Annotated in this window: 13 protein-coding genes; all 13 read left to right on the top strand. The window is 56.3% G+C overall.

Annotation, left to right across the window (positions count from 1 at the left end; all coding sequences use genetic code 11):
- Positions 1 to 55 precede the first annotated feature (55 nt).
- The 13 genes from PCH01S_RS12465 (at position 56) to PCH01S_RS12400 (ending at position 14868) form a co-directional block, all read left to right on the top strand.
- The gene (locus PCH01S_RS12465; RefSeq protein WP_042229717.1) at positions 56 to 787 is read left to right on the top strand and encodes a pirin family protein; all 732 of its coding nucleotides are present in this window, start codon (positions 56 to 58) and stop codon (positions 785 to 787) included.
- A 131-nt stretch (positions 788 to 918) separates the two neighbouring features.
- A complete protein-coding gene (locus tag PCH01S_RS12460; protein WP_042229716.1) occupies positions 919 to 1545 on the top strand; it encodes a nitroreductase family protein in 627 nt (208 codons plus the stop codon).
- Between the two features lie 64 nt (positions 1546 to 1609).
- Positions 1610 to 2560 carry a ring-cleaving dioxygenase gene (locus PCH01S_RS12455; protein ID WP_042229714.1) on the top strand — a complete coding sequence of 317 codons (951 nt, stop codon included), beginning with the start codon at positions 1610 to 1612 and terminating at the stop codon, positions 2558 to 2560.
- A gap of 2 nt (positions 2561 to 2562) precedes the next feature.
- Positions 2563 to 3174: an alpha/beta hydrolase gene (locus PCH01S_RS12450; RefSeq protein WP_174446812.1), complete on the top strand. Its 612-nt coding sequence runs from the start codon at positions 2563 to 2565 to the stop codon at positions 3172 to 3174.
- Positions 3175 to 3308: 134 nt separating this feature from the next.
- Positions 3309 to 3920: a flavin reductase family protein gene (locus PCH01S_RS12445; protein ID WP_042229957.1), complete on the top strand. Its 612-nt coding sequence runs from the start codon at positions 3309 to 3311 to the stop codon at positions 3918 to 3920.
- Positions 3921 to 4733: 813 nt separating this feature from the next.
- Positions 4734 to 5480 carry an ABC transporter ATP-binding protein gene (locus PCH01S_RS12440; protein ID WP_042229710.1) on the top strand — a complete coding sequence of 249 codons (747 nt, stop codon included), beginning with the start codon at positions 4734 to 4736 and terminating at the stop codon, positions 5478 to 5480.
- A complete protein-coding gene (locus PCH01S_RS12435) occupies positions 5480 to 6244 on the top strand; it encodes an ABC transporter permease (RefSeq protein WP_042229708.1) in 765 nt (254 codons plus the stop codon). The genes PCH01S_RS12440 and PCH01S_RS12435 overlap by 1 nt, the downstream gene beginning before the upstream one ends.
- Positions 6245 to 6817: 573 nt before the next feature.
- A complete protein-coding gene (locus PCH01S_RS12425) occupies positions 6818 to 7813 on the top strand; it encodes a Gfo/Idh/MocA family protein (RefSeq protein WP_042229706.1) in 996 nt (331 codons plus the stop codon).
- 324 nt (positions 7814 to 8137) lie between these two features.
- Positions 8138 to 9085: a carbohydrate ABC transporter permease gene (locus tag PCH01S_RS12420; RefSeq protein WP_042229704.1), complete on the top strand. Its 948-nt coding sequence runs from the start codon at positions 8138 to 8140 to the stop codon at positions 9083 to 9085.
- A 12-nt stretch (positions 9086 to 9097) separates the two neighbouring features.
- On the top strand, positions 9098 to 9934 hold the full coding sequence (locus PCH01S_RS12415) for a carbohydrate ABC transporter permease (RefSeq protein ID WP_042229702.1): 837 nt from the start codon (positions 9098 to 9100) through the stop codon (positions 9932 to 9934).
- A 139-nt stretch (positions 9935 to 10073) separates the two neighbouring features.
- Positions 10074 to 11408, top strand: a complete 1335-nt coding sequence (locus PCH01S_RS12410) for an ABC transporter substrate-binding protein (RefSeq protein ID WP_042229701.1) — start codon at positions 10074 to 10076, stop codon at positions 11406 to 11408.
- Between the two features lie 135 nt (positions 11409 to 11543).
- Entirely contained in the window at positions 11544 to 13283 is a 1740-nt protein-coding gene (locus PCH01S_RS12405) for a sensor histidine kinase (RefSeq protein WP_042229700.1), read from the top strand.
- Entirely contained in the window at positions 13276 to 14868 is a 1593-nt protein-coding gene (locus PCH01S_RS12400; protein ID WP_042229699.1) for a response regulator transcription factor, read from the top strand. Before PCH01S_RS12405 ends, PCH01S_RS12400 begins: the two co-directional genes overlap by 8 nt.
- Positions 14869 to 15099: the final 231 nt, after the last annotated feature.

Genomic DNA, 15099 nt, shown 5'->3' with positions numbered 1-15099 from the left:
ATAACCAAATTTAAGATTTCATGTTGAGTTCATTCGGATGAAGGGAGCGGTTCTCATGATCAAAGTACATGGAGCGCTGGCGCGCATTACGAGAAATTTCGGCTGGCTGTATACGAGCCACAGCTTTTCATTCGGCGGATATTTCGATCCGGGGAATACGGAGTTCGGGCCGCTGAGGGTGTTTAACGACGATCGGGTGCAGCCGCTAAAAGGTTTCGATTTCCATAAGCACGAGGAAATGGAGATTGTGACGGTTGTGCTCCGGGGAGAGCTTCAGCACGAAGACACGCTGGGCAACAAAACGGTCACGCGTGCGGGAGAAGTCCAGCGGATGACCGCGGGGACCGGCATCGAACATTCCGAGACGAATCCTTCGGCTTCGGAAGAAGTGGAGCTGCTCCAGCTCTGGTTTACCCCGAATGAGGAAGGGCTGACCCCTTCCTATGAGCAGGCAGCCTACGACCTGGACAGCCGCAAAAACGAATGGGTGCCCGTCGTAACGGGACGGCCCGGGGAAAGCGCCGCCGGTGACGGCGATGACGGAGTGAAGCCGGCCCGCATCCATCAGGATCTGACGCTCTACCTGGCCGAGCTTGAGCCTGGACAAGCGCTTACGTTCAGCCAGAAGCCGGGAAGACGGATGTACGTCTTCGTCATCGAAGGCTCCGCCACGGCGGACGGCGCTTACAAGCTCTCCCGCAGGGACGCGGCGCGCATCACGGAGCAAGAGCGGCTCGAACTGCATACGGAGACGGGAGCCCGTCTCATGCTGATCGACCTGCCGTAAGCGTAAGAGGACTTTTGTCCGGCACGCTTCCGTAACAAGTCCGCACGACCGAAACACATTTCCCGCAAGCTTCCGCTTGACGGTTGATATAGACGCAAAACCCTACCACTGTTGAAATAGGAGAGATGATCATGAAAGAATTCGAAACGGTATTAAAAGAACGGAGATCGGCTACCAAATTCGTGCAAGGTGTCGAGCTGCCGGATCAGGAACTGGATGCGATTTTCAGCCTGGTCAAATATGCGCCGTCGGCTTTTAATTTGCAGCACGCGCATTACGTGGTCGTGAAAGACCCAGCGGTAAAGGAGCGGATATATGAGGCCGCTAACAAGCAGTACAAGGTAAAAATGGCTTCGGCCGCGATTCTGGTGCTCGGTCATATGGACGCCCATCACGATGCCGGTAAGATCAACGAAGGGCTGCTGAATTTGGGCGTAATCAACAAGCAGGAGTATGATCAGACGATCGAAGCGGTCACGGCGTTTTACGAGGACAGAGGCGAAGCGTTCAAACGCGACGAAGCGATCCGCAACGCGAGCTTGTCGGCGATGACCTTCATGCTGGCCGCCAAAGACAGAGGGTGGGACACCTGCCCGATGATCGGCTTCGACGCGGACGCGATGCGCGAGGCGCTGAACATCCCGGACCGGTATGTACCGGCCCTGCTCATTACGATAGGCAAGGAAGACATTTCCGGCCAAAGGCCGCGCGGTTACCGCAAGCCGGTCGGCGAATTCGTAAGCAGGGACTCTTTCTGAAGGGTTCCCGACTAATTTTCTCCTGTAAAGCCAACCTATATTAAAACCGAAGAGGTGCTAAACCATGACGAAAAAAACAGCAGGCATTCATCATATTACCGCTTTTGTGAAAGACGCGCAGGCGAACGTTGATTTTTACGCGGGTGTACTCGGTCTGAGACTTGTGAAAAAAACGATCAACTTCGACGCGCCGGAAGTGTATCATCTGTATTTCGGCAATGAATCGGGAAGCCCGGGCACGGCCATCACGTTTTTCCCTTGGGCAACGTCGCGCAAAGGCCGCATCGGCGGCGGGCAGGTCGGCATTATCACCTTTGCGGTTCCGCAGGGAGCGCTGCCTTTCTGGAAAGAGCGGCTGCGGAAACTGGATGTTTCGTTCCGTGAGACGGAACGTTTCTCGGAAACGTACATCCAGTTCCAGGATATCGACGGCTTGGAGCTTGAGCTGGTGGAACGCGCGGAAGGCGCGGACAGCAAATGGTCGTTCGGCGGCGTACCCGCGGACAAAGCGATCAAGGGCTTCGGGGGCGCGGTGCTCTACAGCCTGAACCCGGAAAGCACGATGCATACCGTTGAACATGTTATGGGGCTGACAAGAACCGCCGAGGAGGACGGATTGGTCCGTTTCGTATCGGAAGGCGACATCGGCAATGTGGTGGATATCAAAAAAGACGAGGTGCCTCACGGCTCGGGCGGATCGGGTACGGTCCATCATATCGCTTGGAGGGCCAAAGACTTCGAAGACCACGAGGACTGGAGAGATCATGTCCAGACGAACGGATTCGAGCCGACGCCGGTTATCGACCGACAGTATTTTAACGCGATTTACTTCCGCGAGGCGGGCGGAATCTTGTTCGAAATCGCCACGGATCCTCCGGGCTTCACGCGTGACGAGCCGTTCGAAGCGCTTGGCGAAGAGCTTGTGCTGCCGGAGTGGTACGAACCTCACCGGGCGACGATCCAGAAAGGACTTCCTCCTATCGAAGTCCGTGTATTGGAGGCGGATAAACAATGACGATGAAACATGTGTACCGCGAAGGAAGCAATCCGGCCGCGCCTGTCCTGGTTCTTTTTCACGGGACGGGAGGAACCGAGCACGATCTGCTTCCGCTGGCCGAGCGCATCTCGCCGGAATCCTCGGTGCTGAGCGTTCGGGGCAATGTGCTTGAAAACGGGATGCCGCGTTTTTTCCGCAGACTGGCGGAGGGCATATTCGACGAGGAAGATCTCGTATTCCGTACGGAGGAACTGGGCGGGTTTCTGGACGAGGCGGCGGAAAAGTACGGGTTCGACCGCAGCAATCTCGTTGCCGTAGGCTATTCCAACGGAGCGAACATTGCGGGAAGCCTGCTTTTCCACTATAAGCAGGCGTTGAAAGGGGCGATCCTTCATCATCCGATGGTGCCTCGCAGAGGTATCGAGCTCCCGGATTCCGCAGGTCTGCCCGTCTTTATCGGCGCCGGCAAGAACGATCCGCTCTGCACGCCGGGCGAGACGGAGGAACTTAAGAGCCTGCTGGAAGCGGCGGGAGCCGAAGTGGACATTCACTGGGAGAACTACGGGCACCAGCTGACGGGTTCGGAAGTTGACGCCGCGGCCCGTTGGTTTGCGGATCGCTTTAAGGGCTGAGGCTGCGTGCGAGGCACGGAATCAGGGCAGCGGTCGTAACCCTGTAGGGCAGGAAGCGCCGCCTAATGGAGCTTCCTCGCCGGCGTCACAGTACCCCGCCCCGCGGAAGCGGAGACGGGAAAGGGGAGAGGAATATGATTGAGATTGACCCGGAAAGCCAGAGCGAACGCGAAACGTATAAGCTGCTGATCGGGAGTATCATTCCCCGGCCGGTCGCTTTCGTGACGACGCTGTCTAAAGAAGGCATTGTAAATGCGGCGCCGTTCAGTTACTTCAACATTGTGGCGGCGAACCCGCCGTTGATTTCCGTCTCCGTCCAGCGGAAGAACGGAGAGCCGAAGGATACCGCGCGCAACGCACGCGACCTGGGCGCGTTCGTCGTTCACATTAGCGACGAATCGTACATCGACGCGATCAACGCGACGGCGGCCGGTCTGCCGCCGGATGAGAGCGAGATCGAGCTTGCGGGACTGACGCTCGTCGAGAGCGGCAAAATCGCCGTGCCCGGCGTAGCGGAAGCGAAGATCCGCATGGAATGCGTGCTGGAGCGGTCGATCCCGCTCGGCGGCATCGAATCCGCGCCGGCGTGCGATCTCCTGATCGGCCGCGTGGTCCGCTTCCACATCGCCGACGAGCTGTACAGCGGAGGGCGCATTGATCCGGCCGCGCTCCGTCCGGTCAGCCGGCTCGCCGGCAGCAGCTACAGCAAGCTCGGCGAGATTTTCTCGCTGGAGCGGCCGGAGTGAGCGCGGGCGGTGTTGGCAGACGGGCGGCGGCGACAGCTAGCGGTGACGGCTAGGGGCGACTGCCTGGCTTCCGCTCAACCGGAGAAACGGTGATCGAAAAGATAAAAAGCTGCGGTCTTTGCCGGGATACCGGAAAGATCCGCAGCTTTTGTTTTGCGCGGGATTTACTCTGGGTGAAAGGTCGTTTTCATGGATTCACCAAGCAACTCATGAAAATAGTTGTCATCATGTTGTTTGAAGTTTTCTTCTGCGAATGCGGCTATATTATTACCTTTGACTTACATGTAAATTATTGGTAACATTTAACAGTGATGACTATGAAAGACTACTACAATTTTAAATAAGTAGTAAAACGGTGGTGATGCTGTGAAAACCCGCACCCAAAGAATAATTCTGACCGTCCCTTTTGTCCTTGCAGTCGTTACGATTGCAACAAGACTTGACCTTTATTATGATTCAAACATGACTTATCAATCTATTGCCACACTCCTGGTTGCTTATCCGGCTGGGTATTGGGCGGCTGGGGGAACGGAAGAGAATTAGGTCAACACTCCATACACCCAGGTACTAAATAAAAGCCCCGTCCAATTGGATGGGGTTTACTTGTTTATATGTGGTCCATGAGGAGGAAGCCTTGCCTTGCTGAATGCTTCTTTGAATCTGTGATCGGATAATCAAGTTCAATTCGCCTCCGGCGATTTCACCGGAACGATTCCATACTCGTCATGTATTTTCGTCGGGTCCGTCCCGGGCTATAATGGGGGATAACGACTAGCGGATGCTTGAGGCGTTTGCGGCAGGGAGTGTTACATAGTGGGTACGAGGCTCATTTTGCACGGCATTTCAAAAAAAAGGCACGACCGACCCTCCGATTACTTGTTCCGGGACATCTCGGCTGAGGTTGGGGAGGGTGAGCGCGTTGCGGTGATCGGGACGTCGGGGCAGGGGAAAACGACGCTGCTCCGCATACTGGCTCGTCTCGACCGGCCGGATGAAGGGGAACTCAGGCTTCATGGCAAAAGCGCAGACGGCTGGAAACCGCAGGAGTGGCGCAAAAAAATCTGCTACGTCGCCCAGCAGCCGGTTATGCTGCCGGGCAGCGTGGAAGAGAATTTGCAGACGGTGAGCAGGCTGCACGGAACCCCGTTCGACCGCGGGCTCGCAGAGCGGTCTATGGCTGCACTCGGTCTGGAAGGTCTGGACTGGTCGAAGCAGGGCGGAGATTTGTCCGGCGGCGAAAAGCAGCGGACGGCTCTCGTCCGGGCCATGCTCCTTCAGCCGGACGTGATGCTGCTCGACGAAGTGACGGCGTCGCTCGATCCCGGCAGCAAGAGGGCGGCCGAGCGTCTGCTCGTCGATTGGTCGCAAAGCGGCGGCGCGTCGCTGGTCTGGATTACGCATGATCTGGAGCAGGCGGCTCAAACGAGCGATTCCGTATGGTTTATGGACGAAGGGCGGCTGATGGAGTCGGCGCTGACCGCAGAATTCTTCCGGGGGCCTTCGACCGAGCAGGCGCGCCGGTTTATCTCGCGTCCCGACCGGGAAAGGGAGGAGTACTGATGTCCAATCTTGCGCTGGCCAGCACGCTGGTGTTCGTGGCCGTGACGATTTTACTGTCCATGAGACAGAAGCTGGGGCTGGAGAAAGAAATTATCGTCGGCACGATACGTTCCGCCGTGCAGCTCCTGTTTGTCGGGTATGTGCTGCATATGGTGTTCGATGCCAAGCACCCGCTGTTTATGGTCTTGATCGTGGCGGCTATGATCGCGGTCGCCACCTGGAACGTGGGCAAACGGGCTAAAGAGATTCCCGGCATAAAAACCCGGATTGCCCTCGCTCTGGCTTGCACCGAGGCTGTGACGATGGCGCTGCTGCTCGGGTTCGGCATCATCGAAGCGATTCCGCAGTTCATTATCCCGATCAGCGGGATTACCATCGGCAGTTCGATGATCGTGGCGGGTCTTTTTCTGAATGCGATGAAAAGGGAAATGGAGGCGGCTCGCGGAGAGATCGAAGCTCTGCTTGCTTTGGGCGCCACCGCGAAGCAGGCCATTCATGCATCGATCAAGCGGTCGGTCCGCTCCGGCATGATTCCGACACTCGACGGCATGAAGACGACGGGACTCGTCCAGCTTCCGGGCATGATGACCGGCATGATCGCGGCGGGAGCCGACCCGGTGGAGGCGGTGCGCTATCAGATTCTGATCATGTTCGTGCTGTCCTCGGCCGCGGCGCTGACCGCCATGCTGCTCGGATTGCTGAGCGCGCCTCTGTGGTTTACGGAGGACGGGCGGCTCAGAGTGCAGGACGCGAAAAAGCTGTAGAGGGAGGCGGTCCGTTCTTCCCGGTGCTGCGGGGTGCCGCTCCCGGCTTCCGTTAACGCGAAGTCGGCCGGAAACGTTTTTCCTCTCAAAAAGGGGAAGCGAAGCCGGTGGATTCGGAGGCCGTGAAGCCTCACAACGGCACCGGTCGCATAAGGCTCGGACCGCAAACAAAAAAAGCGCCTCCCCGGCAGACGACGGGCAGGCGCTTTTTTTGCGGAGGGGCGGGCAGACGGGGAGGCGCCGGCAGAACCCGCTTCCGCGAGCGTTGTGCTGGTGTCGTGCCGTGCCCTGCAGTGACGGGCCTGCCGCTACGGCTTTAGCCCGCCGGATGATCGAACAGCTTACTGCGCAGAGCGGTTCCGAACCATTTGAGGGGCGCGGGTCTGAAAGCTGGCCGGGCATCGACGGCGCGGCGCCGTTTTGCCTCAGATTTCTATATCTCCGCTCGATATCGCGGCCGGAGCACATTTTGATCGAAGTCCATGCGGCGCAAGCCGCCGCTATTTTGCCGATAGTACCGGGCATGATAAACTAGGAATCATACATAACGGTTGAAAAGAAAGGAAGACGAGGATGATCAGATTTGCAGTCGTAGGAACGAATTGGATTACGGAAGAGCTCATTCATGCCGGCAGGGAATCGAAAGACTTCCGGCTCACCGGGGTTTATTCCCGCACGGCGGAGCGCGCGCGGCAATTTGCGGACAAATTCGATATCCAGCACATATATACGGACCTGGAAGCCATGGCTCAAAGCGGCGAATTCGACGCGGTTTATATCGCCAGCCCCAATTCTTTTCACGCCGAGCAGGCCATTGCGCTGATGAAGGGCGGCAAGCACGTGCTGTGCGAGAAGCCTATCGCTTCCAATACGCGGGAACTGAGCGCGATGATCGAGGCGGCGAAGGAGAACAAAGTGCTGCTGATGGAAGCTTTGAAATCCACGCTGCTTCCGAACTTCAAGGCCATCCGGGACAATCTTCACAAAATCGGTCCGGTACGCCGGTATTTCGGCAGCTACTGCCAGTATTCTTCGCGCTATGACGCGTACAAGCAGGGCACCGTCCTGAACGCGTTCAATCCCGTTTTTTCCAACGGGTCCATGATGGACCTCGGGGTATACTGCGTGCATCCGGCCGTTCAGTTGTTCGGCAAACCCGACGCCGTAAAGGCGGGCGGCATGCTGCTGGAATCGGGCGTGGACGGAGAGGGCAGCGTGCTGCTCAAGTACGGGGAGATGGACGCCGTTATCATGCACTCGAAAATTACGCATTCCTATCAGTCCTCGGAGATTCAGGGCGAGAACGGCACGATGGTGATCGACAAGATCAGCCAGCCGGAAAAAGTCGAAATCCGCTACAGGGACGGTTCCGTGGAGGATCTTACGCAGCCTCAGATCGCGCGGAACATGTACTATGAGGTTCAGGAGTTTATCGACCTGATCCGGGACGGCAAGACGGAATCCGCCGTCAATTCCCACGAGGTTTCGCTGACCGCGATGGAAATTATGGACGAAGCCCGCAGACAGATCGGGCTTGTATTCCCCGCGGACAAGCAAACATCCGTGTGACAGACCAGATTTCCCAGGTATAGGTAATAAACCGGAGTAACCACGGTCGCCGCGACCGTGGTTATTTGCTGCGGATTTGGAATTCACCCGTCAGGATGACAAGACGGGTCCTGCGGCCGGATCTGAGCTGGTCACCTGCTCCCGGTCCTTCTTCTTAATCTCCTTCCGGTCATCGTCCGGCAGTCATTTTTCACCTTGAGTTCCTGCAGGCGTTCCCCCAAAGCAAAGTCAAAATAGTGCACATTTAGGTCAGAATCCGAATCGGTCCCGTTCGTCCGGCCATCGTATAGTGAAGGTACCATCAAGGTAGAGAGGTGCTTGAGTATGAAACAGGACAGCTCGAATGTGAGCAGGGCAGCCGCGTCGGCTCCCAAGAAGCCGTTTTGGAACCACCGGAGGAAAGAGGCTACGATAGGCTGGCTGTTTCTGTCCCCGGAGCTGATCGGCATTGTGCTGCTGTATTTATTCCCGGTCTTATTTTCCCTTTATATGAGCTTGTGCGATTGGAACCTGCTGGGCGGGATGTCTTCCGTCAAATTCGTCGGTCTGCAAAACTATGTAGAAATGTTCCAGGACGATAAGGTTCTTGCCGCGATCAAAAACAACTTGATCTACACCGTCCTTACGGTACCGGTCGGCATGGCGCTGTCCCTGGTGCTTGCGGTGCTGATTCACACGAAAGTGTACGCGCAGAGCTATTTTAAAGTGGCGTTTTTTATTCCGTACATTTCGTCGATTATTGCGGTCGGCGCGGTCTGGAGCGCTTTGTACCACCCTTCGCTGGGGCCGATTAACGGTTTTCTGAAAAGCATGGGGATCGACAATCCGCCGATGTGGCTGGCAGATCCGAAGTATGCCCTGCTGTCCATCGCGATTATCGCCATCTGGGCGGGACTGGGCTATCAGATCATTATTTATATGGCGGGCCTGTCCGGAATTCCGGACGATATGTACGAAGCCGCCAGCATTGACGGCGCGAGCTCTCTGCAGAAGTTTTACAAAATCACGATGCCGATGCTCGGCCCGACGAATACGTTCTTGTTTATCACGCTGCTGATGGGTTCGTTCAAGGTATTCGATCTGATCGCCTTCCTGACGAGCGGCGGCCCCAATAACGCCTCCACGGTGCTGGTGTACCGGATTTACGAAGAAGGATTCCGCAACTTCCGGATGGGCTACGCTTCTTCGATTTCGTGGCTGCTGTTCGCCATTGTCGGCATTATCACTCTGATTTCCTGGCAGATTCAGAAGCGCCAGGTTCACTACGGATAGGAGGAAGCACCTATGAGTCTGCGCAAATTCGACTTCTGGAAATTGTTTAACACCGTGATTATCGGCCTGTTCTCCCTGTGCTTTCTGATTCCGCTCCTGTGGATGACCTCGGCTGCCATGAAATACGAGAAGGACGTCATGGTTTTCCCGATCGAGTGGATCCCGAAGGCATGGAACGCGGTAGGGAACTTCAAAGCCGTGTGGGCCGGCAATGTCCCGTTTCACCTGTTTTATTTTAACTCGATCAAACTGTCCGTAATCGTTACGGCTCTGACGCTGATCATCTCCTCGATGGCCGCGTTCTCGTTCACGAAGCTGAACTTCCGGGGACGCAATATCGCGTTTACGCTGCTTCTGACGTTTATGATCGTGCCGGAGCAGGCGACGCTGATTCCGCGCTTCCTGCTGATCCGCTGGCTCGGTCTGTATGATACGCACGCGGCGCTGATCCTGATGATGATGTTCTCCATCTATTTCACATTCTTGCTGCGACAGTTTATGATGAGCATACACAGCGACTTCATCGAAGCCGCCAAAATCGACGGCGCGGGTTACTTCCGCATTTACTGGCAGATTATGCTGCCGCTCTGTAAGCCGATTCTCGCCACGGTCGCGATCATCAAATTCATCTGGACATGGAACGACTACCAGATGCCGCTTATTTTCCTGCTGGACAAAGACCTTTATCCGATCACGCTCGGTATTCAGCTCTTCAAGGACGACTATGCGGACAACTTCGCGGTGCTTATGATGGCTTCTTTATCCGCCATTATCCCGCTGCTGGTTATTTTTATCGCCCTGCAAAAACAAGTGATCAAGGGCATCGCCCTCGGCGGTGTGAAAGGATAACGCCAGGACGCGCAAAATCGTGCACAGAGTCAAAATTGTTCACAAAAGTAGTCAAATTGTTGCACAACGTTTGCCCCGCACGGGGGCTATAATACCGATTGTAAAGGAAAACACATACAGGTTGAGGGGGAACAACACAATGAAAAAGGCGACGGCATGGGTACTCATCTGCGTCATGTTGGCCATTACGGTTCTCAGCGGCTGCGGCAAGTCCGAAGAGAGTTCCGCAGGCAAAGACAGCTCCGGCAAACAGGTCACCATCAAGTATTACAACTGGGATAACGAAACCCAGGCGCAATCGACCAAGAAATATATCGACCAATTCCAGGAAAAATATCCGAACATCAAAGTTCAGCATATTTCTCTGGTACCGGGGAACTCGCTGGAGTCTCTTAAAAAGCTCGACGTCCTACTGACATCCGGTGAGAAAGTCGATGTCGTCATGTTCCCGAGCATCAGCGAGCTGGATACGCGTGTAGCCAACAAAGTGCTGGCTCCGCTGGATGAGTTTTACGCGAAAGACAACGTTAAACCGGAAGAAGAATACTTCGTTAATCCGAAGTTTGAAGGCAAATATTACGGCATCCAAAACAACATCACAACCAACTTCGTGCTTCTGAATAAAGACGCTCTGGACGAAGCGGGTCTGCCGGTTCCGAAACTGGGCTGGACGTGGGACGAGTTCCGCGAATACGCCAAGAAGCTGAACAAAGGCGAAGGCACGGAAAAACGCTACGGCGCCTACTTCCACAACTGGCCTATGTACGCTAACCCAGACGCGCAAATTTACATGCAGCATCCGTTCCTGACGGAAGAAGGCAAAACGAACTTCGACAGCCCGACCTACACGTATTTCTTCAATCTCCGCCGCGCGATGGAGAAGGAAGACAAGACGGCCAAGCCTTACGCGGACGTAATCGGCGCGAAGCTGAACTACCGCGCGGAATTCTTTAACCAGAAAGCGGCTATGCTGCTGTCCGGTTCCTGGATGATCAGCGAAATCGGGGATACGCAAAAATTCCCGCATACGTTCAAAACGGCCGTCGCGCCGGTACCGGTTCAAAAGAAAGGCGATTCGACCGATATGTTCATGGGGGGCAACTACATGTCCGTAGGTGCAAGCTCCGAGCATAAACAGGAAGCTTACCAGTTCATGCGCTTCATGTCCACGAACCTGACGGACGCGCGCGCCGAGCTTCCGGGCTGGAAGAAAGGCGATGCCAAGCCGCTTGCGGAGCGTCTGATCGGCCAGAACAAGGACCTGTACGATGTGGATTCCCTGATGTACACGCTATTCGGTGCAGGCATTAAGGCCCTGCCGCCATCCAAGAACAGCATCTCTTACGCGGCTGCTCTGGACAAGATCCTGACCGACGGATTCAGCATGTTCATTCTGGACAACAAGAAAGTGGAAGATGTTCAGAAATGGATGGTAGACGAAGCGAATAAGGTCATCGAGAAGAATAAAAAGTAATTGAAGGACGATTCTGCGGCAAAGGCCTCCTGAACTGGGGGTTTTTGCCGTAGCTCGTTTTCGGCCATTCTTGGTATAGTGAGAAAACAACCGGTTCGAAAGCGCTTGCGAAGGTCCGGACAGAGGAGGAGCGTCATGCTGCAGAGCTCGTTTTACCGCAAAATTCAATTCTCGTTCCTGATCTTCATCCTGCTGCCGATCGTGACCGTATCCTCGCTTGCCTACATCACGATCAAACGGACCACCATGGATAAAATGGAAGCGGCGAATCAGTCGATTTTGCAGCTCATGACCAAGGATATCGAAAAGCTGCTGGACGACATCTCTTTCGCTTCGCATTTCTACGTGCAAAACGAGGAGATCCGGGACAATCTCCGCGAAATTCAAGGGATGACCGGTATTCATACTTTTGACGATTTCAACAAGTACACCAAAATCCGCAACAGCTACGATCAGGTGTCGATTAACGCCCTGAACAAGTATGTGCGGCTGTTCCTGGTTAACGATACGGGCTTTATCGTGCCGTATATGGATGTGGGGAGCGGGCAGACGCTGCCGCAGATGGAGAACGACTGGAGGACGGTCAAGCCGCGGATTGTGCTGGACAACCCGACCAGTATCCAATGGCTCGGAACGGTCGCGGGATCGGGTCCGGACAAGGACACGTACTATTACTTGTCGCGGGTCATCCGGGACACGGATACCGGAGGCCTGCTCGGGACGCTGATGATCGGCATTTCCAGCACGTATTTCGATCCGTACTTTTCGTCGTCGACTTCCGGCCAGTTTACGCTTTTCGAGAAAAACGGGCAGCGCATCGCGGGCAATGCCTCCATCGCTTTTACGGAGCCGGAGCTTCCGCAGAAACAGGGAGACCGGAATATCCGCAGCGAGGCGATTATCGCCCAAGGCAACTGGAAGCTGGTGTACGAGACTCCGGAGAAAACGGCAACGGGACAAATTACGAAAACATTCTTTGTCAGCGCCATGGCCCTAGCGGTGTTTATCATCATGTTCCTGATGCTGTCCTTCTTCCTGGCGCGCAGCCTCCATCGCCCGATCCGCAAGCTTCAGCGGATTGCCCACCAGTTCGGGGAGGGAAACCGCAGCATCCGCTTCCCGGACAAAGGCAGGGACGAAATCAGCGATCTCGGCCGCTCCTTTAACTCGATGCTCGACGAGATCAACGGGCTTATCGCCGGCATCGAAACCGAGCAGGAGCAGAAGCGCGTGCTGGAGCTTCAGGCCTTGTTTGCCCAGATCCGGCCGCATTTTCTTCTCAACACGCTGAATTCGATCAAATGCAGTCTGTACGTGTCGGAGGATAAGCTGCACGGGCGGATGATCGATTCGCTGAGCAGTCTGCTCCGCGCTTATATGCGAGTGAACGAGCCGTCCACGCTGCGCAGCGAGAGCGCGCTCTTGAAGCATTACCTGGAGATCATGAACATGAGAAACGATCTCGCGCTGGAGCTTTCCGTCCGGATTCCGGCCGAACTTGAGAGGCAGCCGATGCCGATGCTGCTGCTCCAGCCGATCGTCGAGAACGCGGTGGTGCACGGTTTCGTCGACAAGGAGGAGGGCGGTCTCCTTGAGCTCACGGCAGAGCGCGCGGAAGACCGGGTCGTGATCCGCATCTCCGACAACGGCAGAGGGATGACGGACGGGCAGCTCCGTGAGCTGCAGGCCGTGCTGAACCAAGACCCGGACCAGCAGTCCTCGTACCGCCGTGTCGGCCTGCTTAACGTGCTGCAGCGTATGCGGCTGACCTACGGCATGTCGGCGGAGATGGGAATGGAGCGCAGCGAAAACGGGGGCGTGACAGTGCGGCTGTCATTCCCGATTCAACCTTTGGAGGGGGAGAGCCATGTATAACGTCATGCTGATCGACGACGATGTGCCGATGCTGAAATATTTGCACAAGCTGATTGACTGGGAGGCGTGCGGTCTTCACGTAGCCGGAGAAACTTACTCCAGCGTGCGGGCGCTGCAGATGTTCAAGGAGCTGCTGCCCGACATTGTCGTGACCGATATCGGCCTGCCCCAGATGAACGGGCTGGAGCTTGCCGCCCAGTTCTCGAGCATCAAGCCGGGAGTCCGGATTATTTTTCTGACCTGCCACGAAGATTTTCATTATGCCAAACAAGCGCTGCTGCTTAACGCCGACGATTATCTCATCAAGGACGAGCTGACGGAAGATCAGCTTCTCCGAAGCCTGAAGCAGTCCGTGGGACGGATTCAGCAGTCCGTCGTCAGTCTGGAGCAGGTGTCTTACCGGGAGGACGTGAACCGCAACCGGGATCTGCTGAAGGAATCTCTGTTTCAGCGGCTGATCAAGGGAACGGAGGCGGACGGCCTGCTCGGATACGCCGAGCGTCTCGGAGTGGAATGGAAGCATCCGGCTTATGCGCTGCTGCTCGGGCACTTGTCTCTCGCCGGGCTTCCCGAAAAATACGCGAGCCGGGACATGCCGCTTCTGCGCTACGGCGTTTACAACATCGCGTGCGAGGTGGCCCAGACGTACGAAGGCGTCACGGTTTTCAACACGGGCGATTTTCTCGTCATTCTGCTCAATTACCGGCCCGGGCTGACGTTTAACGAAAAGCAGTATCTGCACGATTACACGGCCGATCTGCGGGACAAGTGCGACCGGTTTCTGCATGTGGGCCTGCGGTTTTGGTCCAGCCCGGCGAGGCTGGAGCTGTCTTCGGCCGGCCCGACCTTCCGGAGCATGGCGAAGAACCGGTACCGCTTCTATTACGCGGACTCGGGGTATGCCGCGCCGAAGTTCGACGACGGGTCGGAGGTGTACTATTTGCCCGCGGAAGGGCTGTTCGGGCAGGAGCTGGAAGACATCGGGGCGGCCGCGGCCCATCGGGACCATGCGCTGCTGGAGGAGGCGATCGAGCGCATCCGCCGCACGGCGTGCGGCAAGCTGGCCGATCCCGAGGAGCTGAACCGGCTGTGCGTCCGAAAAGTCCGCCAGCTGTTTATTCAGCAGGCCCGGCCAGGCGCGGACGCGGAGGAAGACGAATGGATTCCGTATCTGCAGACGGCTATGCACGTTGATGATGCGCTCGCCGTCTTCGGCTGGATGATTCAGCGGCTTATGATCGGAACCGATACGGGAGCCGCGCCGGCCGTGAAAGAACCGAAGCTGCAGGTGATCGACGATTACATCTACCGGCACCTGGGAGAGAATGTGAGCTCGATCGACGTGGCGGAGCACCTGTTCATGAATCCGAGCTATTTCTCCCGGTACTTCAAACGCCTGACGGGGGAAAGCTTCACCGATTACGCGCACCGGTACAAGGTGAAAATCGCCTGCAAAGCGCTTCAGATGTCGGAAGACCCGGTGGAGCTGATCGCCGCCAAGCTCGGTTATTCGGACCGGACTTATTTTTCCAAAGTGTTTAAAAAGTACACCGGCCGCACGCCGCGAGAGTATCGGGAGAGATAACCCGGTGCTCTTTTTTTAGGTAAAAAAGGGCCGGCCGTCGGCTTGCGAGAGACGCGCGGACATGCTGCGGAACAGGCGGCGGCGCTTTGACGGGGCTGGGGGCATAGCCTCGAATTTCCGTGCGCGGTGGCTTCGTCTGCGGAACCCCAGGTCAAAATAGTGCACATCCCTGCCAAAATCACACCTGTGTCGGAGGAGCGGCTCCCGTTACAATGGACGCATCACACTCAG

The organism is Paenibacillus chitinolyticus NBRC 15660, assembly GCF_000739915.1.
Lineage (GTDB): Bacteria > Bacillota > Bacilli > Paenibacillales > NBRC-103111 > Paenibacillus_F > Paenibacillus_F chitinolyticus.
The sequence above is the reverse complement of the archived record's forward strand: the minus strand, read 5'-3'. Positions and strand labels throughout refer to the sequence as shown.